Source organism: Nostoc sp. (assembly GCF_036917275.1).
In the GTDB taxonomy this organism is placed as follows: Bacteria; Cyanobacteriota; Cyanobacteriia; order Cyanobacteriales; family Nostocaceae; genus Nostoc.
Window position 1 is genome coordinate 89,447 of record NZ_JBALDF010000047.1, and the last position, 26,351, is coordinate 115,797.

23 protein-coding genes and 1 pseudogene are annotated in these 26,351 nt (G+C 40.9%); 16 read left to right on the top strand and 8 right to left on the bottom strand.

What is annotated here, in order from left to right; translation table 11 throughout:
• Window positions 1-67 precede the first annotated feature (67 nt).
• Together V7K35_RS17835 and V7K35_RS17840 are read left to right on the top strand one after the other, a co-directional pair.
• The gene (locus V7K35_RS17835) at window positions 68-1,195 is read left to right on the top strand and encodes an ABC transporter ATP-binding protein (protein WP_335080542.1); all 1,128 of its coding nucleotides are present in this window, start codon (window positions 68-70) and stop codon (window positions 1,193-1,195) included.
• 226 nt (window positions 1,196-1,421) lie between these two features.
• The gene (locus V7K35_RS17840; RefSeq protein ID WP_334795858.1) at window positions 1,422-1,871 is read left to right on the top strand and encodes a hypothetical protein; all 450 of its coding nucleotides are present in this window, start codon (window positions 1,422-1,424) and stop codon (window positions 1,869-1,871) included.
• A 129-nt stretch (window positions 1,872-2,000) separates the two neighbouring features.
• On the opposite strand, the gene V7K35_RS17845 is transcribed toward V7K35_RS17840, so the two are convergent.
• Window positions 2,001-2,774, bottom strand: a complete 774-nt coding sequence (locus V7K35_RS17845) for an MlaE family lipid ABC transporter permease subunit (protein WP_334795859.1) — start codon at window positions 2,772-2,774, stop codon at window positions 2,001-2,003.
• Between the two features lie 625 nt (window positions 2,775-3,399).
• Between V7K35_RS17845 and V7K35_RS17850 the strand changes: the two genes are divergently transcribed.
• Both V7K35_RS17850 and V7K35_RS17855 read left to right on the top strand, forming a co-directional pair.
• The gene (locus tag V7K35_RS17850; protein WP_335080543.1) at window positions 3,400-3,975 is read left to right on the top strand and encodes a TIGR04376 family protein; all 576 of its coding nucleotides are present in this window, start codon (window positions 3,400-3,402) and stop codon (window positions 3,973-3,975) included.
• A 542-nt stretch (window positions 3,976-4,517) separates the two neighbouring features.
• Window positions 4,518-5,078, top strand: a complete 561-nt coding sequence (locus tag V7K35_RS17855; RefSeq protein ID WP_273765293.1) for a nitrate transporter — start codon at window positions 4,518-4,520, stop codon at window positions 5,076-5,078.
• A gap of 514 nt (window positions 5,079-5,592) precedes the next feature.
• On the opposite strand, the gene V7K35_RS17860 is transcribed toward V7K35_RS17855, so the two are convergent.
• The 3 genes from V7K35_RS17860 to V7K35_RS17870 form a co-directional block, all read right to left on the bottom strand.
• Window positions 5,593-6,276 carry a response regulator transcription factor gene (locus V7K35_RS17860; RefSeq protein ID WP_335080544.1) on the bottom strand — a complete coding sequence of 228 codons (684 nt, stop codon included), beginning with the start codon at window positions 6,274-6,276 and terminating at the stop codon, window positions 5,593-5,595.
• Entirely contained in the window at window positions 6,273-6,689 is a 417-nt protein-coding gene (locus tag V7K35_RS17865) for a sensor histidine kinase (RefSeq protein WP_335080545.1), read from the bottom strand. Before V7K35_RS17865 ends, V7K35_RS17860 begins: the two co-directional genes overlap by 4 nt.
• 61 nt (window positions 6,690-6,750) lie before the next feature.
• A complete protein-coding gene (locus V7K35_RS17870) occupies window positions 6,751-8,184 on the bottom strand; it encodes a sensor histidine kinase (protein ID WP_335080546.1) in 1,434 nt (477 codons plus the stop codon).
• A 1,501-nt stretch (window positions 8,185-9,685) separates the two neighbouring features.
• Between V7K35_RS17870 and ribA the strand changes: the two are divergent.
• From ribA to V7K35_RS17915, 9 genes and pseudogenes are all read left to right on the top strand, one after another.
• Window positions 9,686-10,250, top strand: a pseudogene (gene ribA / locus V7K35_RS17875) (GTP cyclohydrolase II); the annotation flags it as partial.
• Complete coding sequence (locus V7K35_RS29770; protein ID WP_442939741.1) at window positions 10,235-11,350, top strand: RibD family protein; 1,116 nt, start codon at window positions 10,235-10,237, stop codon at window positions 11,348-11,350. The pseudogene ribA and the gene V7K35_RS29770, both read left to right, overlap by 16 nt.
• 59 nt (window positions 11,351-11,409) lie before the next feature.
• Entirely contained in the window at window positions 11,410-12,390 is a 981-nt protein-coding gene (locus tag V7K35_RS17885) for a zinc-dependent alcohol dehydrogenase (protein WP_335080547.1), read from the top strand.
• Window positions 12,391-12,395: 5 nt separating this feature from the next.
• The gene (locus V7K35_RS17890) at window positions 12,396-12,773 is read left to right on the top strand and encodes a 6-pyruvoyl trahydropterin synthase family protein (protein WP_335080548.1); all 378 of its coding nucleotides are present in this window, start codon (window positions 12,396-12,398) and stop codon (window positions 12,771-12,773) included.
• A 7-nt stretch (window positions 12,774-12,780) separates the two neighbouring features.
• The gene (locus tag V7K35_RS17895; protein WP_335080549.1) at window positions 12,781-13,827 is read left to right on the top strand and encodes a glycosyltransferase family 4 protein; all 1,047 of its coding nucleotides are present in this window, start codon (window positions 12,781-12,783) and stop codon (window positions 13,825-13,827) included.
• 54 nt (window positions 13,828-13,881) lie between these two features.
• Complete coding sequence (locus tag V7K35_RS17900) at window positions 13,882-14,595, top strand: hypothetical protein (protein WP_335080550.1); 714 nt, start codon at window positions 13,882-13,884, stop codon at window positions 14,593-14,595.
• A gap of 145 nt (window positions 14,596-14,740) precedes the next feature.
• Window positions 14,741-15,511 (top strand): FkbM family methyltransferase, encoded by a 771-nt coding sequence (locus tag V7K35_RS17905; protein WP_335080551.1) that lies wholly within the window; start codon window positions 14,741-14,743, stop codon window positions 15,509-15,511.
• Window positions 15,508-16,383 carry a class I SAM-dependent methyltransferase gene (locus V7K35_RS17910; protein ID WP_335080552.1) on the top strand — a complete coding sequence of 292 codons (876 nt, stop codon included), beginning with the start codon at window positions 15,508-15,510 and terminating at the stop codon, window positions 16,381-16,383. Before V7K35_RS17905 ends, V7K35_RS17910 begins: the two co-directional genes overlap by 4 nt.
• Before the next feature lie 168 nt (window positions 16,384-16,551).
• Entirely contained in the window at window positions 16,552-16,923 is a 372-nt protein-coding gene (locus tag V7K35_RS17915) for a hypothetical protein (protein ID WP_335080553.1), read from the top strand.
• A 503-nt stretch (window positions 16,924-17,426) separates the two neighbouring features.
• Here V7K35_RS17915 and V7K35_RS17920 read toward each other — a convergent pair.
• Both V7K35_RS17920 and V7K35_RS17925 read right to left on the bottom strand, forming a co-directional pair.
• Window positions 17,427-19,460 carry an amylo-alpha-1,6-glucosidase gene (locus V7K35_RS17920; RefSeq protein WP_335080554.1) on the bottom strand — a complete coding sequence of 678 codons (2,034 nt, stop codon included), beginning with the start codon at window positions 19,458-19,460 and terminating at the stop codon, window positions 17,427-17,429.
• Window positions 19,461-20,092: 632 nt separating this feature from the next.
• Window positions 20,093-21,139: a threonine aldolase family protein gene (locus V7K35_RS17925; protein WP_335080555.1), complete on the bottom strand. Its 1,047-nt coding sequence runs from the start codon at window positions 21,137-21,139 to the stop codon at window positions 20,093-20,095.
• 686 nt (window positions 21,140-21,825) lie between these two features.
• Here V7K35_RS17925 and V7K35_RS17930 point away from each other — a divergent pair.
• From V7K35_RS17930 to V7K35_RS17940, 3 genes are all read left to right on the top strand, one after another.
• On the top strand, window positions 21,826-21,990 hold the full coding sequence (locus tag V7K35_RS17930; RefSeq protein ID WP_335080556.1) for a hypothetical protein: 165 nt from the start codon (window positions 21,826-21,828) through the stop codon (window positions 21,988-21,990).
• Between the two features lie 191 nt (window positions 21,991-22,181).
• Window positions 22,182-22,970, top strand: a complete 789-nt coding sequence (locus tag V7K35_RS17935) for an ABC transporter ATP-binding protein (protein ID WP_335080557.1) — start codon at window positions 22,182-22,184, stop codon at window positions 22,968-22,970.
• A 126-nt stretch (window positions 22,971-23,096) separates the two neighbouring features.
• Window positions 23,097-24,536, top strand: a complete 1,440-nt coding sequence (locus tag V7K35_RS17940) for an MlaD family protein (RefSeq protein ID WP_335080558.1) — start codon at window positions 23,097-23,099, stop codon at window positions 24,534-24,536.
• 103 nt (window positions 24,537-24,639) lie between these two features.
• Here V7K35_RS17940 and V7K35_RS17945 read toward each other — a convergent pair whose 3' ends face one another.
• Window positions 24,640-25,227: a TetR family transcriptional regulator gene (locus V7K35_RS17945; RefSeq protein WP_335080559.1), complete on the bottom strand. Its 588-nt coding sequence runs from the start codon at window positions 25,225-25,227 to the stop codon at window positions 24,640-24,642.
• A 59-nt stretch (window positions 25,228-25,286) separates the two neighbouring features.
• A complete protein-coding gene (locus V7K35_RS17950; protein ID WP_335080560.1) occupies window positions 25,287-26,279 on the bottom strand; it encodes an aldo/keto reductase in 993 nt (330 codons plus the stop codon).
• Between the last annotated feature and the right edge of the window lie 72 nt (window positions 26,280-26,351).

Here is a 26,351-nt window from a genome sequence, read left to right on the forward strand (position 1 = left end):
GTGTCAAATCTAGTCTGCCCAAGAGACTACTGACATCACGTAAGATCACGGCATTCTACTAAGGATTATGGCTCAAATTGTCATGCAGAATCAGAGGGGGATAACAACTTTTCAGCCACTTGATGTTGAACTGCGTAACGTCTTCAAGTTTTTTAACCAAGAACCAGCAGTAAATGGAATCGATTTGGATGTTAGACAAGGAGAATTTTTTAGTATTTTAGGCCCCTCCGGTTGTGGTAAAACAACAACACTGCGCTTAATTGCTGGGTTTGAAATCGCTGACGCTGGCAAGGTATTGATTCAGGGTCAGTCTATGACTAATGTGCCGCCTTACCGCCGACCCGTCAATACTGTATTTCAAAGTTACGCTCTATTTAACCACCTGAATGTCTGGGATAACATCGCCTTCGGATTGAGGTTAAAAAAAATACGCAAATCGCAAATTGAAGCTAGAGTCGAAGAAGCTTTAAAACTGGTGAAAATGGAAAGTTTGCGATCGCGCTTTCCCAATCAACTTTCTGGTGGTCAACAGCAGCGAGTTGCTTTAGCAAGGGCCTTAGTCAACCGTCCCACCGTCGTATTACTGGATGAACCTTTAGGGGCGTTAGATTTGAAACTACGTAAGGAAATGCAGATTGAGTTATCAAATTTACACAAAGACTTGGGATTGACCTTTGTGATGGTGACACACGACCAAGAAGAAGCATTATCTTTGAGCGATCGCATTGCCGTGATGAACCAAGGCAAAATTGAACAAGTTGGCACTCCCAGCCAAATTTATGAACGTCCCCAGACATTCTTTGTTGCTGATTTTATTGGCGATACTAATTTATTCAGCGGTGAAATCGTAGCGGTAGACTCCTCTAATGTGCAAATTTCGACGAAAACGGGACTTTCAATTGTCATTAGCCGCGCTGAAGATACACCATCTGAATTATCACAAGCGGTGGTAGTGAGTGTGCGCCCAGAAAAAATACAGCTTTCGCTTTATCCACCCAATTTGCCAGCTAACTCCTTTGAAGGACGCCTTGTCAATGTTATGTATTTGGGCACACACGTTAATTATGTTGTGCAATTGACAAATGGCATTAACATAAATGTGTTGCAACCTAATACTTTTGGCACTTTACCAGACCGCGATACGCCCATCTACGCTTGGTGGGCAGAAAATGATTGTTTAGCTATTAGTCAATAGTTATAAGAATCTGCTTTAATTGGTAAAAGGATCACTTTCTTCAGTTCCCTCGCCTGTTAAGGAATTCACTTACAACAAGAAATTATTAGTTTACTCAGTCTGTCACCTGATATTTATAGCGGCTTGGTAGATAATTATTCTTAGTCAAATCCTATCGGTGCGAACGGTGAGTTATAACATTCAGTAATGGAATAAAACCTTGACCCTGTACTAGGAATACCAACCCATGTCAATTTTGAAAAGAGTTCCTTGGGTGTCCCTGGCGTTAGTACTGCTTAGTTACAGTACTTTGGGCTGGGTAATATCTGAAACACATGCTCCTCTGTTTGTGTGGCTGGTAACTGTAGTTGCTATCTTGCTTTTAATAGTAACGTTGACCGCTCCTTGGTCGAAAATGACATATTACTATAGTATTTTGCTTAAATCAAATACTCGGTCTTTCGCCGTTGCCGTCTTAGCAGCTTTCTTGTTTTTTATCATGATTGCCTGGTTTTGGATATTTCTTGATACCTTACTCATCATTTCAGCGACTATATTAGTCAAGATAGACTTTCAAAAAGCTGGTCTTAGGGAAGGGCTAGCCTTTTCAGCTGCGTCTATCTTTTCATTGGGAGGTTTAGCTTTGGGTGCGCTAACCTACAAGTTAATATATTCTCAAATTCCACTACCTTTATGAAGTATACCCAAAAAAGCTAGGCTGTTTGGTGTTGCTTTAGAATCGATATTGCTTACCTAAAGATTTTTTTTGGCTGAGATTCCCAACTTCTTAAAAAAGTTGGGAATCTTGTTCAATACTTGCTTGGGTTCAAAATGCAGGCTGTTCAAACAGCATTAGAGAGAGCAAAAAATCCATGATAAAAATTGACACCCAACTAGTAACAACTGCTTTTGTTGCAGATTCTCCTACTTCTTTGGCTCCTCCTTTAGTAGTTAAACCCCAACTACAGCCAATGACAGCAACCAATACACCAAAAATAAACCCTTTTAGTAAAATAATAAACAAATCTGATGGTTCTAAAAAATTTCTGACTGATTCTAAAAATATTTCGGGAATAATTTTGTAAAAGTATGATGCGGCAAAAACTCCGCCGATGATGCCAGTAACTAAACCCAAAATCGTCATCAAAGGCACCATTAAACTACAAGCAATTACTCTAGGAAGTACTAAATAATCAATTGGATCAGTTTTGAGCATATAAAGTGCATCAATTTGCTCTGTGACTTGCATTGCACCTATTTCTGCTGCAAAAGCAGAACCGACTTGTCCCGCCATAATACTAGCGGTCAAAATTGGAGCCAATTCTCTACAAAAAGCTAAGGCAAAAGCACCTCCCACAGCATCGACAGCCCCAAATCGGAGTAATTCCCTCGTTATTTGAATAGTAAAAATCATTCCTGCAAAACAGCTGACAAGGAGAACTGGAGAGATAGAACCTGGCCCAGCAGTTACCATATGTTGCAGAATCTTGCGGTAATACGTTTTTCCTTTGAGTAAATGTAGCCACACTTGACCGAAAAGCAGTACTGCCGCAAAACAGCGTATAATCCCACATTGCTCAAAATTTGTTTTTAGTCGCAATTTTGTCGTCCTTAAAACTGACTTTTTTTGCACATATGTTATATCAATCCTCCAAAATCAGACTACAGATACAAATGGTGGAAACCCAGCCAGATGTAATCTGACTTTCTCAATTACGTAGACGCACAAAGTGCGGCTTCCTGTAGGATATTACGAATTGGTATTAGCTGATGGTACATGAACAGATGTACTGGATGTTCACTCTGAAAGTAGAGGAGGTGTTTGGGCATGATTTAACTTATACCAATTCTCTATAAAGATGCATAGAATAAAACCTCATGGAATAGAGCTTCAAGTATAAAATCATAACTTGTTCAAGAGGAGATTAACTCTGAAGATATTTGGGAGCATCCCAATGCAAAAATTTACCAAAATCGTTACAAGTCATTGTGAATGAAGCGTACTTTTTCCATACGAAACGCTCCGCGAACGGAGAACCCGCAGGGTAATTGCTCTCAAATTCAGCCGCAGTAACGATATTAGAACTCTTGCACTGACCAAAGCTGCTTACGCTGCTGTCTGATCCCACATTCTTGATGACGGTAACTATTAAAATTTAGATTCCGCGCATGAGAATAATTACTACAATAAAATAGTCACGCACCTAATCTCTGGAGTTCTAGCAGTGGGCTTATTTGATGATTTGAGTCGGTTTTTAGAAAACCGTTTAGAAGAATTCTTGCGTAACAATCCACATTTGGAGTTAGAGGCGCTGCTAGAACAGCTGCGTGAGCAAGAGGAAGACACATTAAAGCTGATTGCAGATTTACAATTACAAGAGAAGCGATCGCAAGAAGAAATTCTGTCCACCGCTCAAGAAATTCAGCGTTGGCATATCCGTGTTCAAAAAGCCAAAAACGCTGCCAGAGAGGATTTGGCAGCTGCGGCGGGTGAGCGAGAAGCAGCCCTATTGCGCGAAGGAAATCAGCGCTGGGGACATATGCAAGGGCTGAAAGAACGCATTAACCAATCTCAGGAACTACTGCGAAAAATTCAGCAGCGGCGACAGGAGGTGCAAGCTAAAGCAGCCGAAGCACAGACAGCCCATGCTAAAGCGCAAACTCACCAACGTTTGGAAACTAATGGCTGGTCAAATCAAACTAGCACTTATTCTGGTGGGTTTGATGATTTAGAAGATAAGTTTCGTCGCTGGGAAACTCAGGATGAGTTAGACCAAATCAAGCGGAATCTAGGGAAATAATCGCAAAGGCTAAACTGGAAAGGATGAAAACTAAATAATAAATTTCATCCTTTATACTTCTGATTATATTTATTATCTGTATTATTAATAACAAGTTTTGGAAGTTATTTTCTATTAAAAATTTTACATGTTCACACTTAGCTCAATCATCAAGCAAGTTAAATCTGGAAATTGTATTTAATTTACTAATCAGGATTTTTTTTTCTGATAAGGTTTAGTAAAGCAAACTTTTACCTTTTCTGTGTACTACTACTATCACATTGTAAAAACACCTAATTTCTTTGAGTAACAGCCAAGGAGGAAAGAATCTAGAAAATCTTGTCGTCATACCAATTCTATATAAGGTTGTGCTTTATTCACGTAGGGTCATTAATTGACCTTACAGGGTGTTGTTTTGTGTAAATCTTCTAGGCGTATCTTCATACATAATTGGTATGAGAAAAGAAGAAGTGCAATTAAAATCACTTTTCTATTCGCTATTTTGTGTTGTTGCCGCAGTATTTTCCAAATATTTTTTATAAGAACTGAGGCAGAGAAATAATATGTTTTTAGACATTTTAGCTAGCCTGCAACGGTTATTTGTGGGTTATATTCCAGCCGTTGTATTGGGTAGTTTCATCGGGTATTTAATCGGTATCAATAGCATGATTTATCAGCTATTTAGGCTGATATTTCAGATACCACATAGTATCCCTCCTATAGCCTTATTACCTCTTGCCTTAATAGCGCTTCCAGAGAAAGAATCAGCTGCTATTATAGTAGTTTTTCTAGGAACTCTCTGGACGATGATTATTAATACAGCAATAGGTATGCAACATTTTCATAGACAGAACAATAACTTTCGAGTAGCTATATTTCATATATTTCATGCCTTGAAAGTTAGCATTTGGGTAGCCTGGTTTATAGTTATTGCTACAGAAATGTTAACAGGTCCAAAAGGACTTGGTTTTACCCTCTGGGATGCTTATAAAGCTGGCAATGCCGATTACATAATCCAGGTGATCCTCTACATCGGTATCATTGGCTTTTTACTGGATCAGTTACTAGATTTTGCAGCTTATATTCTTTCGCAAATGGTTTCAGATGGGAAAAAATCTTCCTAAATTTTATTATACTTGTGCATTGTACCCTGCCAGCTAATAGTTTGTTTGCTTTACAGAACGTATTCCCAAAGAACGAGTTGCCACAACTTCAATATCAATGTTGACACGAAAGCCTAAAGTTTCGTCATGAATTTTGAGCTTGCCTAATATAAAGCTAGAGTAAAACGGTTGTAGTCACGAGTCACAAGTTCGTTAGGAATATCCCTTTAATACTCAGTTTTGTAACTAGAAAAACCGTAGAAGTTATCCTATACGCAGTATTTCACGCGAAACTGAGTATTAATAGCATCAGACTTTGCTGCCAAATCGACTATTTTTAAGTTGAGGTTTTGTCTTGCATTGGCAAACTCTGCTACAGCTAACTGGGTGACATCTTTCTTAAAAATGGCCTGCTTAACAGTAAATATTGTTAAGTTAGCCTCCCTTTTGGTGTTACCCTCAACCCATAATTCCTATTTTTTATTTATGATCCTCTTTTGTCTTTAATATGTTGCTTTTTGTCTAAATCACTAAGTCATTGCGATTGCTCCCGTAGTGCATAACCTACACCACGGACTGTATGAATCAAACGCTTTTCATTCTTTTCTTCCAACTTGAGTCGCAAATAACGAATATAAACCTCAATAATATTAGAATCACCCATGAAGTCATAACCCCAAACCTTCTCTAGAATTTGGTCTCTAGTAAACACCTGACGGGGATGTGAGAGGAGATATTCTAATAAGTCAAACTCTTTTGCTGTTAACTCAATGCTTCGTTTCACCCGAAAAACTTCACGGGTGCGACGATTTAAGCTTAAATCTTCAAATTGCAACAAATCCTCCTCTGTTTCTTGTGTGCGGCGGAGATGGGCGCGAATTCTAGCTAGTAGTTCTTCGATGCTGAAGGGCTTAACTACATAATCATCGGCTCCCGCATCTAAACCTGCGACGCGATCGCTCACTTCATCTTTTGCTGTCAACAAAATCACTGGTATTGTACTGCCTGTTGCTCGCAAACGGCGGCAAATTTCCAAACCTGTCAGCCCTGGTAGCATCCAATCCAGAATCGCTAAATCTGGCGATGAGTCTCGCGCCAGGGTTAAACCAGCAATACCATCATGGGCTACACTTACCTGATATCCTTCGCTACAAAGTTCTAATTCTACAAATCGTGCCAGTTTGACTTCATCTTCCACCAAAAGGATATGTGCTGTCATATTTTTGCTCCTAAAGCAGGTAATCTGAGAATAAAAGTGCTACCATAAACTGGCTCTGAAAGGATGGCAACTTTGCCTCCCATACCTTCGGCTAGGTGTTTCACAATAGATAAACCTAAGCCTGGTTTGCCAGTCGCATGATCGCGGGAAGGGTCAACTTGGTACAAGGGTTCAAAAATGCGGGACTGCTGTGACAAGGGAATGCCATCACCCTTGTCGCTAACTTGAATGATTGCCCAACCACTAGCCTGAGTGAGTTGCAAGATAACTAGATCACTCACATGCGAGTATTTAACTGCATTACTAATTAAATGGCTTAATACCTGTATAAGTTGATTCCACTCTGCCTTCATTCTCACAGGAAACGGAACAACTTCCAAATTGATTGCCCGATGCTTAAATTGATCTGTCATTTGCATTATGTCTGCAACCAAATCATTTAATACTGCAAGACCTAAGAATTTCTCTACCAAGTCAGATGGAACTCTTATATGTAGGTAAAATGATTGTAAATGTACTTCCTTCCCCTAACTTTGATTGCACACTTACACTACCCCCCATACCTTCTACAAGTGTCTTGACAATAGATAAACCTAAACCACAACCCCCAGTAGTATGAGAGCGGGATTCATCTACGCGGTAAAATCTCTCAAATATCCGTGCTTGCTGTTGCAAAGGAATCCCATAACCTCCGTCACAAACTTGAATAATCGCCTTGTCTTGAAGTTGATTCAATTTTAAAATTATGGGTGTATCAGTTTCAGAATACTTAACAGCATTATCAATTAAATTTAATAATACTTGTTTCAGGCGACTGTAGTCTGCTTTTATCTCAATTGGATAAGCTTTTGACTCGATTGTAATTATGCGATCGCTATAACTTTCTGCCATCATGACAACTTCTTCAACCAAGTCATTCAGTACATAAGATTTCATTTGAAAATATAAGTAACCACTATCTGCTCGTGCTAAATCAAGTAAGTCTTGTAGTAAGCGGATAGTGCGATCAGCTTCCGATGCAGCAGTTTCTAAAGCTTCTTGTTGGGTTTGGGTTAAGTTATTCTGCCTTCGCAAAACGCTTTGCAAATAACCATGTACAATTGTCAAGGGTGTACGTAATTCGTGAGAAACATTACTCACAAATTCTCGCTCTTGCTCCCATGATTGGGAAAGACGCGATAACAGCATAGTTAAAGTTTGAGCTAATTCTTTAACTTCACTGGGTGCATTATCAAGATATAGCTGTGCTTGTCCTAAATCTTCAGCAGAAATCACAGAAGCCATTTGATTTAGCTGGCGCAGAGGTTGCAGAGAACGCTTAATATAAAATGCGATCGCAGCAGTTAAAACAATAATTGCTAAAACACTAGTAATACCTAAACTCTGCACCATTACTACAAACATTCTCTGTTCGCGAGTAATATCTTTGACTACAAATAACTCACCGAGTAACTTACCCTGCACTTGCACAGAACTACCGCATAAAACAAAGTAGCTTTGGTTTACTTTGTAAACTTGTGGTTTAATCGGCATCTTAGTCAGGGACATTAACTCAGCTACCGTAGTATCAGATAACAAATTTAAAGTGGCAGATTTTACTAAAATTTTATTATCAGGACTTTTTAGCCATAATAATGTATTAGTATTTGCCAAATTATTAATAGCCTTTTGCAATCCAGTTTCAGGTTGCATCATTTCACTATAAATTTGCACATCTTGTGGCAAGCGCTTGGCGATTTGCTCTATATTATACTTATGACTATCAACTAAAATTTGCTGCATTTTCCAACTAGTCCATGTAGCGAGGCTACCTAATACCAAAGCTGAAAATGCTGCAATACCAACCGTGAGGCGTGACTGTAAGGAAAATGGGTCTATATTTATCCAAACTTTTATGATTTGCTTCACTGTTCTGGTTGCTTTTTAGGTGTTTAAGAAGGCTTGATCAATAAAATCAGACTGCTAAATGTAAAGTTACTTTCAACCGCTACATCTTTAGTTATAGCTGATTTTAACTTACCTCTGTTGTATACCTACAGTGAAAAAGGCAGCGATTCCAAAAATATTGCTAAATGTTTTTATTTCATCGCCCTCTCAATTATATAAATCTTTATCTAATAATATAAATGCATTTACTAGTAATTAAATTAATTTCTGCTGAGAATTTCCTTAAAATTTATAATTCTATCTGCCTTAACGTTATACTCTTTAGGACTTACGCAAAAATTGCCAAAAAGCTTAATTTCTCGAACCGCCAAGACGCCAAGAGCGCCGAGAATTCGTAGAGTGTGCGTAAGTCCTACTCTTTTTTGAACGCAGGGCTGAAAGTTAATCTTGCTATTTAATAGAGATAGTATATTTTAAATAATAATCGCATTCCTTAATTTATTTGTCTGTTTTAATTCAATATCCTTGGTGTTAGTGATATTTGTCCCTGGAGTCGCTCCCCAACCCATGTTTATACTTCAATATTCATACAAGTGAGTGATTGAGTGATGTTTTAAAAATATCAAGATTAATTAAACAATCCTATTTTAGGGTAAAGACTAAACCGTAACCATCCCAAAATATCTTATCTAGACTATAAAATAAATACGGTATACCTCCACAAGGTAAAACTTGAGATTTATTTAACAAATAGCCTTCTGTTTCAGCATAAGTTGTGATTTATTTTTCTGAAGAATTTCTAAACCAGATAAATTCAGATTATAATAGACTTTGAATTCTCAGAACAAGATTAGTCAAATTATTGGGATTGTGATGGATAATAATCAGTTTCCCATCTTGTTTTAAAAGGGCTTTTAGAGATTTCAAAACTTGGGGTATATTTTTAAAATAACATACGACTCCGTTCATGATAAGGAAAATTAGTATCTTGCGGAGCGCTTTCAGTCCATTGACCAGTCAAATTATTGTTCAGCTTCAGCTTGATAGTATCACCAGGCGATAGCCGTAAGACTGGTGGCATGTATGTGCCTACTTTATTCTCCTCGGTCTGGTAGAGAGCAAGCCTCTGGTTGTTTGAGTTATGACAACCTGTCGTATGAATAAATATGACAGATAAAATTTGATAATTTATATACAAATCATGAGATAATATCAAAAATTTGGTCATTAAAAAAATCTCGCTAATCTTTTTGCTTATCTATGGAATATGGTATTCTCACAGCAGGAGGATCTCTGGTAGCCGAAGCTTTTGGGGCAAATAATATAGACCAAAGTAGGCGGATCGTTTGTTAGGAATTATGGCTAGCAGGTGTTCTGTCTTTAGAGGATGTTTTAAAAGTCCAATAAGGTATAATTTTTACGTTCTGACTGGGTTAACTTCGACAAAAAATCCAAAATATTGTCATAAATTATGAGCGACCTAAAACCAATTACCGAAAGTGCATTTGCAGAAACTGTAGCGATCGCCAAATTACCCAGCGAATTTGGTCAGTTCAAAATTTATGGCTACCGTAATACTCTGGACAACTCAGAAAACGTTGCGATCGTCAAGGGTGAACCGACAAAGTTCGACAACTCGGTAATGGTAAGAATACACTCAGAATGCTTAACAGGGGATGCCTTGGGTTCTCTGCGCTGTGATTGTGGAATGCAGTTGCAAATAGCACTGAGGATGATTGATAAAGCAGGTCAAGGGGTGATAATTTATTTGGCGCAAGAGGGAAGAGGTATTGGTCTGTTGAATAAGGTGAAAGCCTATTCTTTGCAAGATTTGGGATTGGATACAGTCGAAGCAAATGAACGTCTGGGATTCTCTGCTGACCTCCGAGACTATAGCATGGCGGCGCAAATACTTAAGGATTTAGGGGTGAATCAAATTCGCTTGATTACTAATAATCCTCGCAAAATTGCTCGTTTACAAAACTACGGTATTGAGGTAGTCGAACGAATTCCTTTAGCGATTGAACCCAATGACTACAATTTAAATTATTTGACGACTAAGGCAAAGAAGCTGGGGCATCTTCTAAAAGTAAAACACCGACAATCTCTAGCAATAAATGCATTGAAAATTGATGAATACTTAGAAGATATTTGGCCAGCATTGCTAGAATGCAAAGAGGTCATGAAAAATGAACCTCCCCAACTTAATGAATATTGGGCTTTTTTTGGTAATGCAAAAAGTCCGTGGAGTTTCCAAAAACTTTATAACAAAAAGATCCCTAATATTCCAGAAAGTGATTTCTTGATTATCGTCGATTTTCCAAATGATTTCTGTCAAAACTTGAATTTTGCAAATCAACTATTTTCTCAAGTACAATCTGCCATCGTATTTAAAAGCGGCTCCCCTTTTAAAAGCGATATCGTGCAAGATGCCCAATGTTTTAAAGGAATGTGGAGCAGCAATGGATGGCAAACTTTTTCCTTATATATAAGGCTTTTAGTTGCTCAAAGAGAAGCTTACCTAGAAAAGCGTCCTTTTCTGATGGCTCACTTGGCACAATCTCTTGACGGCAAAATTGCAGCAGTCAATGGAAACTCTCAATGGCTCAGTAACGAGGCTAATTTGAAACATGCCCATCGTCTGCGTGCCCTTCATGATGCCGTCATGGTAGGGGCACTAACTGCAACACTTGACAACCCTAAGTTAACGGTTCGTTTAGTACCTGGCAAGCATCCAACTCCTGTAATTATAAAAGGTCAAAACGATTTGAGGGTTGATGATTTGCAGATGATGGCGCTTCATGAAAGAGTGATTGTGTTATGTCCTCAAGAAAAGCAGCATCGAGTACTACCACAAGCAGCTAAAGAAAAAATTTTAGAGCTTCCGATCTCTTCAACAAAAGATTCTCAAGAAAGACCCGTTTTAGCTCCCTCAGAAATTTTAAAAGTTCTATACGAAAATGGCATTTCTAGTATTTTTTTGGAAGGTGGAGGACAAACCGTATCCTATTTCTTGCAAGCTAATTGCATAGAGCTACTGCATCTCCATTTTTCTCCTTTGATTTTAGGTTCTGGACGGTCGATCACCCTTCCAGTTATAGACTCGATCGATAAAGGACTCCGCTTTAAAATGAAACACTTCGATCTCGATGGAGAAATTCTGGTGGAATTGCTTATAAATAAGTAGTCAGGCATTTAATTTGCTCGGTTAAGACTCCGCAATTAAAATGTACAACAATCTTAAAGATGTCTACAAATTCTCCAGCTTATGCCTATTGGTTAGTCTCTCCAAGCAAGGGTGAAATTAGAGAAACCTCAGTCACGCCGTCCCTTAAAGATCCTCTATTTTTGGACACGCTCTACAGTGGGATTAGTCCCGGTACAGAGCGGCTGGTAGGTCTAGCAAAAGTCCCCGAAGAGTGCTGGGAAACGATGCGCTGTTGGTATATGGAAGGCAGTTTTGCCTTGCCTTTAAAATACGGTTACAGTCTTGTTGGTCAAGCTGATGAAGGTTCCAACCAGGGGAAACGATTTTTTGTCATGCATCCCCACCAATCGAGAGTCGTCGTCGAGAGTTCTGATGCTTTAGAGTTACCAGATTGGTTACCTAGCAAACGGGCGACTTTAATTCCCAACACAGAAACAGCCCTGAATGCGGTTTGGGATGCCGAAGTTAGTCAGGGCGATCGCATTCTAATTGTTGGTGCAGGCATTATCGGTATTCTCATTAGCTTTGTCCTCAGCAAAGAGTATGGTATTGGGGCAGACTTTTTAGAACAAGATAAGCAGCGAATTCAATACTTAGAACAACTACCTTGGCTGCAAAATTCCCGTTTAACAACCGACTATCAAGAAGGCGATTACAATATCGTTTTTCATACCAGTGGTTCTGCTTCTGGACTTCAAAGTGCAATTAATGCTCTAGCTTTTGAAGGTCGCTGTATCGAATTAAGTTGGTACGGAACACAATCAGTTTCCTTGCAATTAGGGGGTTCTTTTCATTACCAACGCAAACAAATTATCGCTTCTCAAGTTTCTGCGATCGCCAAACCCATGCGAAAGCTAATTGACTATCGCCAGCGCAAAGAACAAGTTTTGCACTTGCTGGCAGATGCAGCCGTAGATATTCTCCTTGAACCTGTGATTTCTTTTAAAGACTTGCCACAATTTATGTCACAGTTATATCAGCGTCAAGTGCATCCAGTTTCACCGTTAATTGAGTATTAAAAATCATGTTTTCTGTAGCAGTAAAAGACCACGTTATGATTGCCCATAGCTTCCAAGGGGAAATTTTTGGCCCCGCTCAAAAGCTGCACGGAGCAACCTATATAATCACATCTGAATTCAAAGTACCTCAGTTGGATAAAGATGGCTTAGTAATTGATATCGGTCAAGCGATCGCAATTCTCAAAGAAGTTCTAGAACCGTTAAATTACCAAAACTTGGATACTCTTGAACAATTTAAGGGGGTAAATACAACCACGGAACACATGGCTTATTATATTCACCAGCAAATTAGCAAACAGGTAAGCTCTTTTTTCAAAGGCGTTCTTAAAGTGACTCTGGAGGAAAGCCATATCGCTTGGGGAAGCTATGAAGCCGAGGTATGAACTGAATATGATCTATTTTATTCAGCCTAAACTAAATTTCACATCAGGAGGCTCGCTCTACAATTTAGAAATTGTCAAGCGCTTGCAGGAGGAAGGTAAAGGAGAGAATTTTTTTTATCCCTTAAATGGATCTGTTTCGTGGCTCCTTGAACAATTAACTGCTTTGCCCTCTAATTGTATCCTTGTAATTGACGCACTCTACTTGACAATTCCTGAGTTCAATGCTTCCTTAAAGGAATTTCTTCCCTATGCTCAACGAACTTACCTCATGCTCCACCATCTTGAGTCATTGAATACCTACTACTCAACTCAGGAAAAGAAAGCGCTCTGGAGTGATGAAGCGCAGTGGTTAAAAGCTATGAAGGGTATTATCGTTCCTAGTTTCCAACTACGGAATTATATCTTAAGTGGTGGCATAGAAACAGATAAAATAGTGGTAGCATCACCAGGTATGGATAAGGCTCAAGCTTGCCATTTGCCTAATCTCAAAGAGCGATCGCAAAATGAGCCGATAACTCTAATTACCATAGGAACCTTCTATCGACGCAAAGGGCAACTTGAATTAGTAGAAATGTTAGCCCAGATGGAAACAAAGAATTTTAGGCTGCATTTAGTTGGCGACTGCGAAGAAGAAGACTACAAACAGAAGACTCTGGCGTTGATCAAGCGTGCACAACTGCAAGATGCCGTAATTGTTCATGGGGTTGTTCCTCAAAAAACTATGCTGGAGTTGTTATCCCAATCCGATCTTTATATCTCCCCAGCTACCTATGAGAGTTATTCTATGGCTACTGCTGAAGCAGTTGCTCACGGGCTACCAGTATTAGCTTATGCAACAGGAGCAATAGCTGACTGGATTGAGGATGGAGTCAATGGGATAGTCCTACCGCTAGGTAAGCAGGAACAATTTTTTATGGCACTCAAAAGGTTGCTTACAGATCGTAATCAACTTAATCAGTTACGCAAAGAAGCTTTGAATCGTATTGATAACTTATCGTTTAACACTTGGGATCAAACTTATAGAGATTTTTTACAAGCATTTACAAATGACTAGTGTAACTAGACAGATATAGTAATATCTAAATTATGATTTTATCGGGGGTTAATAATGAAGTGGGAAAAAACTTTTACTTGGAACGGAAAATCTTTACCATACAATCGAATTCCTTATAATAATACAGCAGAACGCGCAATTGAAATACCAATCATACTAGATTTTCTATCTAAGGGTAAGGTAGGAGATAAATTACTTGAAGTAGGAAATGTGCTTTGTAACTATGAGAACGAATACAATAAAATATCTCGCACAGTAGTTGACAAATATGAGGTAGCCGCAGGTGTTGTAAATATAGACTTAATGGATGTCTCTGCTGTGGAAAAATATGATCTGATAGTAAGCATATCAACAGTTGAGCATATAGGACAAAACTGGGCTAATTTTGAAAGTTCTATAGAGCGAGATTTAGAAGCTCCTCTTAAAGCTAGTTTTAAAATTTACAGTCTGTTGAATATTGCTGGAAAAGCTATTATTACTGTCCCTTTTGGCAAATTTACTGATGGAATTTGGTATATTCAATTTAACCAAGATTATTTAGAATTGCTTATAAAAAAATACAAATTGCCTGAAAGAGCTATTCAAGTAAGTTACTTCCAACGTATTGCTTCAGAAGTAGAAACTGATAATCCTTATCAAATTTGGATACAGACAAATCAAGAGGATCTAAAAAATGTTTGTTATGATTCTCCTTATAATTGCGCTAATGGATTAGCTGTTATAGAACTAAAAAATTCCAACCTAATAGAAATACCAGAAAAATTATAATCTTTAAATAATTCTAAGGCTTGATTTAATGGTTGCTAAAATTCACTAAGCATTTGATCTGCTTTTGCGAGAATATTTTCTTAGTGTGTTTCAAAAATCAAATCATAGTCCTATAGAACTACTCAATCATCAGGAAACAATTAATATGTCATCTTTCTCGCAGCAGGTAGGGATTTTTCGCTCATTATTAATGTATTACGGTATTCCCTTTCGCATCCGTCAGTTATCACGCTTTTATTCACTGTTCGTTCAACCAGGCGATCTTTGTTTTGACATCGGTGCCCATGTTGGCAATCATCTTCTTGCCTTTTCTCGTCTTGGTGCCCACGTTGTCGGCATTGAGCCTCAACCTCAGTGTATGCAACTGTTGAAACGCTGGTACGGTGATAATTCCCAGATTACCCTTGTTGAACAGGCTGTTGGTGTAGTTTCTGGGACGCAAGACTTATTGGTGAGCCGACGTACCCCAACTGTAACCACCCTCTCCCGTGATTGGATGCAAGCTGTTCAACAGGTTGACTCTTTCGCTCATGTGCGCTGGGATACAACCGTGTCTGTTTCGGTAACAACCCTTGATAGCCTCATCACTCAGTATGGTAAACCCGCTTTTTGCAAGATTGACGTAGAGGGTAACGAACTCGAAGTTTTGCGTGGCTTGTCGCAACCTATTCGTGCTCTTTCGTTTGAATACACTCCGAGTGCAATAAACATTGCTGTGGCTTGCATTGAACAATTGAACCATTTGGGACATTATGAGTTCAACTGGAAACCTGCAAAGTTCGGCGAATCGTATCGATTACAGTCAGCTAACTGGCTTAATTCTGACGAAATGATCACTCACCTCAAAAGCCTACCTGTGAATATAAACTCCGGTGATGTCTATGCACGTTCTCTGCTTACTCTCGATACCCTATGACTAAAAACTATAAATTAGCCCAATGGCTGGAATTACGCATCCCCTATGATGCCCAGGGGCGTGACTCAATTGTGGAAGCTAGCTGCCAACAATACCTGAAAAAGCGCAAAAGCCTTAAAATCGTTGATTTAGGAGCAGGTACGGGAGCTAACTGTCGCTACTACCTTAGTAAAATTTCCCAAGATCAGGAGTGGTTTTTAATCGAACAAAATCAAGAACTTTTGGAAATCGCCCTTGATAGGTTAATCATCTGGGCGCAGGAAAATGGATATGAGTCACAATTGCAAAACTCAAGATTGGTCTTGACAAATCAAGTTCATAAAATTACCATCCACAGAATTGTCGGCTCTATTTTGGATTTGGAAAATCTGATAGACTTAAATACTTTCGATTTAGCTGTCGCCAATGCAGTGTTCGATTTGTTTAGCGAAAAGCAGTTTCAGACACTACTCGAATGTTTAAAAAAGTACCAATTGCCGATGCTAGCTACTATTAACTATACTGGCATGAATTTTATTCCTCAAACCGATAATGATTCGGACTTTATTAAATACTACCATCAGCATATGCAGCGCCATCAATACTTCGGCAGGGGGATGGGCCCTGAGTGCGGTTCCTTGATGTGGGAAGCAATGAAGGGTATTGGGATGAAGGTATTACAAGGAGAAAGTCCGTGGGAAATCAGTAACAGCGATCCTGTCTTTATTGAGTTCATCTTAGGGTTTATGGAAGAATCGATTCCAGAAATTATTGAAAAAGCAACTTTGCAGAATGAGTTAAATACCTGGTTGCTTGAAAAACAACAGATGATGTCTCAAAAAAAGCTTAGTTGTAGCGTCACGCATCAAGATTTTTGGGGTTACTGGGAGTAGCTAGACCAGTTTAGTAGCAATCTGCAATTAGGCTTGCTACAAGGGATGAGAAAAATTTAAATTATCTGGTATCCATTTGAGTAAAACGTGAGTTCGACGGGTCAGAGACTACGGTGTACGCACAAGTATGACCAGCATAGGTTTCAACTCTTTTGGTTGTTTCGTAGGGTGCATTATGAAGATGCCAAAATAACAAATGCGTTCGCCGAAATAACAAATGAGTTCGCCGAAATAACAAATGAGTTCGCCGAAATAACAATTGCGTACGCCGAAATAACAAATGCGTTCGCCGAAATAACAAATGAGTTCGCCGAAATAACAAATGCGTACGCCGAAATAACAAATGCGTACGCCGAAATAACAAATGAGTACGCCGAAATAACAAATGAGTACCCCGAAATAACAAATGCGTTGGCTAGCAAGAATCGCAGGCATCGCCATGATTGCAACAATTTAGCTTTGACGCGGGAGCGTGACGCACCCTTCTCCTATGCAAGATCCCGAAGGGTACGGGTGACGCTCCTGCGTCGTTCGCTTTAGCGTCTCCGAAGGAGAAGAGGCTACGCTAACAGCAGTCGCCTGCTCCGGGAACCCTACCAAGAGCGCTGCTGAACCGCAAATCTTTGGTGGATGAAGTTTTTCCGACTTATGTATACACCGTAGCCGAATCAGAGAGGGACAGACTTTAGCTTTAGTTCAAGGCAGGGAGAGATTTATCGAACTCAGGTTGAGTAAAACATCTGGTTGTCTTTTATCAAAAAAGAATTCAGGAGTCAGGAGTCAGAATTCAGCATGAATTCTGTACGAGTGGCGGATGAATAAACGGGTTTAAAACCCCCACCAAATCTATAATTTGGTGGTCTACAATCAGTGGCGGGTCTGAATCCCCCACTGATTGATTCTGACTCCTGAATTCTGACTTCTGAATTCTTCTTCAAATCGATTGCAAATCACATCCATGACATCTCTGGCAGGATATTGAGCGGAATTATTGTACGGGTTATTTCCTGAAAATAGCTGTAAGTCCTGAATTATTACCCGCATCAACTCTCCGTTGCCAACCAAGCACGCAAAACCTCTGCCACTGTCCACGCTTGGGCAATACATCCCCGTGGAGTCATCGGGGCATCTCCATCAAAAATCTCACTGAGACTGCCAAGACCGTGTACAGTGAGATGATTAGCCATTGGTTCCAAAAATTGACGAGCCTGTTCAGGGTTTTTGTAGACGCGCAGGTGTGCTAAGACGAACGGCCCCAACAACCAACCCCAAACTGTCCCTTGGTGGTAAGCTCCATCACGTTGATACTGATTACCACCGTATTTACCCTGATATTGAGGATGATCGGGGGCAAGCGAGAGTCCTGCGGACACGCTACGCGATCGCAACCCATGAGAGGTCAGCAGCGATCGTCCACAAGTTTCCACCACACTCCTTTGCTGGGCAGGTGTTAGCGGACTTTCTGGTAATGAAACAGCAAAGATTTGGTTAGGACGCAACGCCGAATCATCACCATCAGGACTGTCTAGAACGTCATAGCAATAACCTGTCTCGTCATTCCAGAAGCGAGAAAATCTATACTGAGCACGGTCTGCCATTGCCTCATATTCTTGATGTGGTTTACCAAGCTGACGGGCAAACTTTGCCATTGTGCGTAAAGCATTATACCACAGGGCATTAACTTCAATCGGTTTGCCAATTCGGGGCGTAACTACCCAATCATCAACTTTGGCATCCATCCAGGTCAGTTGTACACCTGCAACGCCTGCATAAAGTAAGCCATCGGCTGCATCGAGATGGATGTTGTAGCGTGTACCGCGACAGTGCCAATTAATGATGTCTGCAAGTATTGGAAAGAGTTCACCAAGTAAATTATCATCGTCCGTAGCGCTGTAGTAGGCACGGACTGCTTCAAAGTACCAGAGAGTGGCATCGACAGTATTATATTCTGGTTGCTCACCCGCATCGGGAAAGCGATTCGGCAACATTCCTTGGTCTACGTATCTGGCAAAGGTGCGAAGAATTGAGCGTGCAACCTCTGGGCGACCAGTGGAAATTGTCAAACCAGGGAGACTAATCATTGTGTCGCGTCCCCAGTCGCTAAACCAGTGATAACCAGCGATGATGGTTTTACCGTGGGCGTCTTCTGGCACTGGGCGGTTAACAATAAACTGGTCAGCAGCTAGTACTAAATGGTTGATCCAGCTAGGTGATTCCTTAGTCTTGAGGGGTTGGTTACTATTCCAAAGTCCTGTTAGCTTCTGCTCTTGAGCGCGACGTAACTTAAGTGTAGCTTCGACATTGAGATTTGGTTGTTTTTCTGTGCTGGCTACAAATGCAATCGCTTCCCCAGGATTCAGTGTAACTTCAAAGGTGGCAGCGTGGAGATGGTCTTCTTTATCTCTCAATCCCCGATAGCGTTCAACTGCTAAGTCAAAGCCATAATACCAATTGTGGGCAACAGATGCACTACCGCGTGAAGCGCTGCTATCGCCTTTAGGCGAATCGCTCAACAGATAGAGTGGTACAGCGCCCGAATAAGCAGTTACACAAATTCCCTGTTCCACCTGTTCAACAGACATCTGCCAACCGTTGCTTTGGGTGTCGCCGTGATAATCGCGGTAGTTGACCATTGCTTTGAGTGTTAACTTCAGCGGTTGGGTGGCACGACGCAGAGTATATTGGACATAGGTTGTGTTAGCGCCTTGTTGCATCCACACGCGTTTTTCTAATAAGGCATCAGCAACAGCAAACCGCCATACGGGTATTGTACCTTCTAGAGAAAAACGTTCAATATGTTGATAACCGTGGGGATTGACAGTACCATCTGCCCAACGATTGGTGTGTAGAGAATAAGAGCGAGTGTCATACAGGACAGTTTCATCTAGTTTTGCCAGCAGCAAAGTGCGACCTAAAGGTGGTTTCAATGCCGCTACCAGTAGTCCGTGATAGCGGCGGGTCAATAAACCTGCCACAGTTGCAGAAGCGTAACCACCAATACCGTTAGTAACTAACCACTCCCGTGACTCTGCGGTGTCGAGATTGCCGCAGATTTCCCGCCCAAATTCTATACACATAAAATTAACATTTTTCCTTGGAATCAATATCTGGATTATCGATTATGAATCCTCTACTGTGCTGAGATCGGTTAATCCCCACTAAAATCTTAACTGTTAATCAAAGCTAAAATTTATTATTTTAAGTAATATTAAATACTAGTACTTTTCTCAGACATTTATGTAAGTAGAAGTTAATATGCCTTTAAACGATTCTTTAAGACATTTCTTAATTACTTAATTACGTAGATTAAATTCTCGTTTGACATCAAAGGTTGTATATGCAACTTTATCCTCTGCGTGAGGTGGGCAAACGATGATACTCACTCATTGCACCAAATTTTTATATTCTGGCAAATCAAAGGGGGAAGAATAGAGTAGTCAGAATTTTAGTTACGAATTTATTTAATTTTGTTGATTCGTTTAGTTAGCGATCCCTCCTCTAGATCCGGCAACTACTTCTCCACCACCTATAATGGTTTTACTTTATTGCAGATTCATAATTTTGACATATAGCAATCCTATCTGAGTTTTGAAAAATGTAGATAATGAAACGAACCGCCAAGAACGCCAAGGACGCAAAGGGAAGAAAGAAGAAAGAGACATATAATTTTTACAAATGATTTAGGACTGCTATATCTCATTTCTTATATTTAATTTTTGGAAATGTTTGCGTTTTTAATATCACTAATTAACTCATCAATCCTTGATTTAGTTGTGTTCCAAGAACACATAAAACGTACTCCTCCCACACCAATAAATGTATAAAACTGCCAGCTCTTTGCTTTTAAGGCGTGAATGACTTGTTCAGGTAATTTAACAAATACGGCGTTAGCTTCTCTAGGAAACATCAAGTCAACACCTTCTATATTTAATAGTTGATTTTCTAAGTAATCAGCACATTGATTGGCATGTCTGGCATTTTTTAGCCAAGCACCAGTTTCCAATAAACCCAACCAGGGAGCAGAAATAAACCGCATTTTTGAGGCTAGTTGACCTGCTTGCTTGCATCGATAATCAAAATCCTCTGCTAGCTCTTTGTTGAAGAAAAGAATGGCTTCACCCAATGCCATTCCATTCTTTGTACCGCAAAAGCACAACACATCCACTCCAGTTTTCCAAGTAATTTCAGCAGGGCTTTTATTCATCGCGGCAACTGCATTTGCAAAACGAGCGCCATCCATATGAATCTTTAAGTTATGCTTTTTCGCAACTTCTTTAATTTTCAAAAGTTCTTCAATAGAATATAAAGTTCCTAATTCAGTTGATTGTGTGATGCTAATAACTTTAGGCTTAGGATAATGAATGTCAGTACGTTTAGTGACAATTGCCTCTATCGCCTCTGATGTTAACTTGCCATTTTTACCTTGAGCAAGTAACAGTTTAGAGCCATTAGATGCAAATTCCGGTGCGCCACATTCATCTGTTTCTATATGAGATGTTTCATGACAAATGACGCTGTGATATGACTGACAAAGGGCAGCTAAAGATAAAGAATTGGCGGCTGTACCATTAAAGGTAAAAAATACTTCGCAATCAATTTCAAAGAGTTCCCGAAAATAATCTGTGGCTTTTTGAGTCCATTCATCATTTCCATAGGCTGGAACACTACCTTGATTTGCCTTAATCATGTATTCCAGCGCTTCTGGACAAATACCAGAGGAATTATCACTTGCAAACTGCTCTAAGTTGCTACTCATAATCTCTACTTTGATTTTTATCAGTAATTGGTATAATACTAGTTAATAATTTTGGCACTTGCCAACTCCAAGATTAACGGCAGATGCGATTAACCTCTAAAATTATCTAATAAATAATAACTCTGCTAATTACAAGAACTTCTTAGTTAGATAAAATTGAAATTTGCTTCAGCATTATAAGCACGTAAATTACTGACCCCGAATGATTTTCCTGACCTCAAGACTTTACAGCAGCGCATCACCAATTTTACTTCTCGTCACAACGACTTTGCTAAACCAATCAGATGCTCATATACAGTCGCACAGATAATTGATAAATTCGCTACGAATTAATGCAACACTGTACTTAGTTTTTATTTACTGAGACGTTAAATTACTACGGTGTCTTCGTCAGCTTTGCGTTGAGGGAATTATAGGACTTAAACATCGCAAATCACTAAATATTATGCTAAAAAATAAAGTTTGCTAATCAGAATGCTAATCATATACTTATAATGTACCATACAATGCTCTACCAATAACTATCACATAACTAATTGGGCATATTTGTGCTTTGTTAGTTGTCAGTAGTCATTTGGATATTTGTACTAACTAATGACTCTTTATGTAATGCTCCTTCTGGTGTGTCCGCTACGTGTAGCAAGATCCTCATAAGGTACGTCGCTAACGCCCTTAGGGTGACGCTTGTGACGCTTGATGACTCCCTAACGCTGCGCGATCGCTTTTGGCATCTCCCTTTGGGACAAGACTCACTACCCCTGCGTCCCTTGGGCGTCTCGTTGGCGCAGCCTCTCCAAGGGTTGAGAAGACAGCCAGTTCTCTACGGTGGGCGGGAAACCAGCCTACCGTAGGAACGGCAAAGCCGAACAGGACTGGACTCACCAGTTGCTCATCAGGGAAACCACGCCAGTTGCTTCTTTGGCGCAAGTCTCTCCTTTGGGGAGAAGGGGAGACGCTACCCGTAGCTTGCTTCCTTGTAGGGGTACAAATTGGGGAACCCACCCAAGCCACTGGCTCACCAATGACCAATGACTAATAACTAATGACTGAACCTGAACCATTGATTGAACTGAAAGGTGTTTCTAAGTCCTTTGGTAGCCATAAAGTTCTAGATAATGTAGATTTGACCATTTACCGGGGAGAAGCACTGGGGATTATTGGTCCGTCAGGGACTGGTAAATCAACAATTTTACGGGTAATGGCGGGGTTACTTATTCCCGATGAAGGAGAAATTTATGTGCAAGGAGTGCGGCGAAACGGTTTGATTGAGGATGGTGGCCAGCAGGTTGGCATTGGCATGGTGTTTCAGCAGGCGGCGCTATTTGATTCGCTGACGGTGGAGGAGAATGTGGGATTTTTACTTTATCAAAATTCAAAGTTACCGCGATCGCGCATTCGAGATTTGGTAAAAGAAAAATTGGAGATGGTAGGTTTGCCAGAAATAGCTAATCTCTACCCATCCGAACTTTCTGGGGGAATGCGAAAACGGGTAAGTTTTGCGCGTGCGATTATGTCTAACCCCGATAATCCCTCAGAAGGCCCAGAAGTTCTACTATACGACGAACCAACAGCCGGACTTGATCCCATTGCCTCAACAGTAATCGAAGATTTAATCCGCTATTTGCAATGCTTACATGGAGTTTGTAGTACCTATGCCGTTGTTACCCACCAAGACAGCACTATTCGCCATACAGCTGATAGACTTATATTTCTCTATGAAGGTAAAGTGCAGTGGCAGGGTACAGTTAGTGAAATCTACAATACAGAAAATCCGTTGATCAGACAATTTATCAGTGGAAGTGTGAAAGGGCCGATTCACCTTGTCGGCTAGAAACTTAAAAGTGAAGAGTTAGGAATAGAGACGCGATTAATCTCGTCTGTACAGGAGTTATGAGTTAAATTCAACTTATAACTCGTCACTCCTAACTCTTTATTGGTTGTTGGTGGAGGCAAAAAAATGCGAGGACTTATGACAAGCGGCTTCGCGTCTGGGCGAACATTTAGAGAAGGCTCTGTGGGGTTGTTACTCCTGTTAGGACTGGGAGTATTTGGGTTACTCTTTCTGTGGTTACATAGATTTACTGCTCCTGGTCGTTCATACAAAGCTATTGTGGAATTTGCTAACGCTGGCGGAATGCAAAAAGGAGCAACAGTTCGCTATCGAGGCGTTAAAGTAGGAACTATTTGGCAGATTATACCAAAAGCAAATGCCATTGATGTAGAGATTGAAATTGCCCAAGCTGACCTAATTATGCCCCGGAATGTAGTGGTGGAAGCTAATCAAAGCGGATTAATTAGCGAAAGTATTATCGACATCACACCAAAAGTAACCTTACCTGCTGGGATTGTGCTTGCTAAACCCCTAGATAAAAATTGTGATAGCAGCCTCATCGTCTGTAATGGCTCTCGGTTAAAAGGTCAGGTTGGCATCAGTGTTGATGACTTAATTCGCAGTTCAACTGAACTAGCTACTGCATACAATGACCCAAAATTTTATAGAAATGTCAATAGGGTTCTAGAAACTACCACAGGCGCAGCATCCAGTTTTACTGGGCTAAGTCAGGATTTACAAGGTTTGACCAAAAGCTTGCGACAACAACTAAATACATTTTCAGCCACTGCTAATTCAGTGCAACGAGCAACAAACCAACTTAATGCATCCTCGACTCAAACACTAAATAAATTTGATGCAACTGCAACTCAAGCAAGTCGTTTGCTGAACAACCTGGATAACCTGTTGACAACAAATCGCTCTTCGCTGGTTGGCGCTTTGAACAATATCACCGAAACCAGTAACCAACTGCGTGTTACAGTCAGTAGCTTATCCCCATCTGTGAATCGATTGACTCAAGGACAATTACTCAACAATTTAGAAACTCTTTCAGCAAATGCAGCGCAAGCCTCAGCTAATTTACGTGATGCTTCTAAAACCTTAAATGATCCAAAGAATGTAGTGCTGCTGCAACAAACTTTAGATTCAGCACGAGTAACATTTGAAAATAGCCAAAAAATTACATCTGATTTGGATGAATTGACAGGTGATCCTAGTTTCCGAAAAAATTTGCGGCAATTGGTGAATGGTCTAAGTGGTTTAGTATCTTCTACACAACAGATGCAGCAACAAGTGCAAGTTGCTACGACTCTAGATACTGTAAAAGCTGCTGTGAGCAAACCAAAGAATCTAATTCCTACCCCAGCACAAACCCAACAGGCGATGTTTAATGACAAGTCCCTACCCGTCTATGTAATTAATCCCTCACCTGCTAATTTTGCAAGCACCGACACCAACCTTGAACCAACCCCCAATGCGTCTATCTCTAACTCATCCCAAGAAGACCTCTTGAAGCAGCTGCGGGAGTATGGTAAGCAACGGGAGCAACTGGAGACGGGAAAATAGGCAATACACTTGACAATACATAACCACTTCCCCTAAGGGGGATGTTTCTATCCCCGGTGGCGTGCGCCTGCTTTCACCCAATGCTGACAAGCACCTAAACGATTTACTCACTCACCACAAGACCAGCAATTATCAAGCGCCATACTTGGGCAAAGTCCGTGTCGATGTCTGGATGACTCCATTCAGACGCGTGAGCTGGATGATGAAACCGAACCATCGCTTGAAAGACTGCCTTCGCCGCTACTTGCGGATCTGTTACCTTAAATTCGTTACTGGAAATACCGCTCTCGACGATCGCAGTTACTTGCTTTACCAGTTCATCAATGTGAGCTTGAACCACCCCTCGCGCCTCTTGAGCGATCGCTGAATAGGTTGCAAACAACTCTGGATCGCTCAGGACTTTTTGACGTTTCAGAGTTATGAGTTGCTCAAACCATCGGCGCAACCGTTCAACGGCGGAACCCTGCTCTTCGGCGATCGCTGCTAGCGGTGTGGAAACCCGATGCAGCCACCGTTCTGCTACCGCATCGCGCAGGGCAGCTTTGCTGGGAAAATGCCGATAAATCGTGCCGTGGCTCACCTCTAAAAAGCGAGCCACATCCACGACTGTTGCCTTTGCCAGACCGTAACGACGCAAAACCTCTTCCGCCGCGTCAAGAATCCGCTCCGGTGTCAAAGCTGAATCATTCATGCTAGGGATATTTTATCTCTTCTCACTATCCAGCATGAATCATTCATGCTAAGGATATTTTATCTTTTTTCACTATCCAGCATCGCCATTTGTTCTGGAGCATAGCGATCGCCAGCCACGGCATCCAGTGGCACTGCTGCCTCAATCCGGGCGAGATCATCCTCCCCTAAGTGCAGATCCAACGCCCCCAGCGCTTCATTCAGGCGATCGCGACGCCGTGCCCCAATCAGTGGCACAATGTCGTTTCCCCGCGACAGCACCCAAGCAATTGCTACTTGAGCAACCGTGGCATTGTGTTCTTGGGCAATCAGGCGAAGGGCTTCGACCAGCAACAAATTGCGATCCAGATTCTCTCCAGAGAAGCGGGGCAGATGTCCGCGAGGGTCTTGCTCAGAGCGTTCTTTCGACCAGTGACCGCTCAATAACCCCCGTGAGAGGACTCCATAAGCGGTGACAGCAATGCCCAATTCACGCACTGTTGGGAGGATGTCATTTTCAATACCACGACTCAGCAGCGAATATTCGATCTGAAGCCAGGTAATCGGATGAATCGCATGAGCACGCCGAATTGTATCTGCACCCACTTCAGATAAACCAATCTGGCGAACATATCCAGCTTTCACCATTTCGCTAATCGCCCCAACGGTGTCTTCAATGGGCACCCTCGGATCGAGCCGGGCTGGCTGGTAGAGGTCAATATAATCGGTTCCCAGTCGTTTCAATGTATAGGCAAGTGAAGTCTTCACGGCTTCTGGACGACCATCGAAGCCAATAAACTTGCCGTCAGGCGATCGCAGGGCACCGAATTTAACAGCAATGAAGACATCTTCCCGCCGCCGTCCTGCGAGGGCTTCGTGTAGCAGTAGTTCATTGTGCCCCATGCCGTAAAAGTCGCCTGTATCCAGTAAGTTAACGCCTGCATCAAGGGCTGCATGAATCGTTGCAATACTTTCCTGGCGATCGGCTGGGCCATAAGCATCAGACATGCCCATACAGCCAAGCCCAAGTGCCGATATTGTTGAACCGTTTTTTCCAAGTTGACGCGACAACATAGCAACCTCTCCACTGTGGTGATAAAACTATAATATCCAAACGAATGACAAAAATCAATATCTGTCATTCAA

Coding starts and splice junctions, on each gene's coding strand:
- V7K35_RS17835 (WP_335080542.1), top strand. CDS start 68: ATGGCTCAAATTGTCATGCAGAATCAGAGGGGGATAACAACTTTTCAG.
- V7K35_RS17840 (WP_334795858.1), top strand. CDS start 1,422: ATGTCAATTTTGAAAAGAGTTCCTTGGGTGTCCCTGGCGTTAGTACTG.
- V7K35_RS17855 (WP_273765293.1), top strand. CDS start 4,518: ATGTTTTTAGACATTTTAGCTAGCCTGCAACGGTTATTTGTGGGTTAT.
- V7K35_RS17860 (WP_335080544.1), bottom strand. CDS start 6,276: ATGACAGCACATATCCTTTTGGTGGAAGATGAAGTCAAACTGGCACGA.
- V7K35_RS17865 (WP_335080545.1), bottom strand. CDS start 6,689: ATGACAGATCAATTTAAGCATCGGGCAATCAATTTGGAAGTTGTTCCG.
- V7K35_RS17885 (WP_335080547.1), top strand. CDS start 11,410: ATGTCTACAAATTCTCCAGCTTATGCCTATTGGTTAGTCTCTCCAAGC.
- V7K35_RS17890 (WP_335080548.1), top strand. CDS start 12,396: ATGTTTTCTGTAGCAGTAAAAGACCACGTTATGATTGCCCATAGCTTC.
- V7K35_RS17895 (WP_335080549.1), top strand. CDS start 12,781: ATGATCTATTTTATTCAGCCTAAACTAAATTTCACATCAGGAGGCTCG.
- V7K35_RS17900 (WP_335080550.1), top strand. CDS start 13,882: ATGAAGTGGGAAAAAACTTTTACTTGGAACGGAAAATCTTTACCATAC.
- V7K35_RS17905 (WP_335080551.1), top strand. CDS start 14,741: ATGTCATCTTTCTCGCAGCAGGTAGGGATTTTTCGCTCATTATTAATG.
- V7K35_RS17910 (WP_335080552.1), top strand. CDS start 15,508: ATGACTAAAAACTATAAATTAGCCCAATGGCTGGAATTACGCATCCCC.
- V7K35_RS17920 (WP_335080554.1), bottom strand. CDS start 19,460: ATGTGTATAGAATTTGGGCGGGAAATCTGCGGCAATCTCGACACCGCA.
- V7K35_RS17925 (WP_335080555.1), bottom strand. CDS start 21,139: ATGAGTAGCAACTTAGAGCAGTTTGCAAGTGATAATTCCTCTGGTATT.
- V7K35_RS17935 (WP_335080557.1), top strand. CDS start 22,182: ATGACTGAACCTGAACCATTGATTGAACTGAAAGGTGTTTCTAAGTCC.
- V7K35_RS17940 (WP_335080558.1), top strand. CDS start 23,097: ATGCGAGGACTTATGACAAGCGGCTTCGCGTCTGGGCGAACATTTAGA.
- V7K35_RS17945 (WP_335080559.1), bottom strand. CDS start 25,227: ATGAATGATTCAGCTTTGACACCGGAGCGGATTCTTGACGCGGCGGAA.
- V7K35_RS17950 (WP_335080560.1), bottom strand. CDS start 26,279: ATGTTGTCGCGTCAACTTGGAAAAAACGGTTCAACAATATCGGCACTT.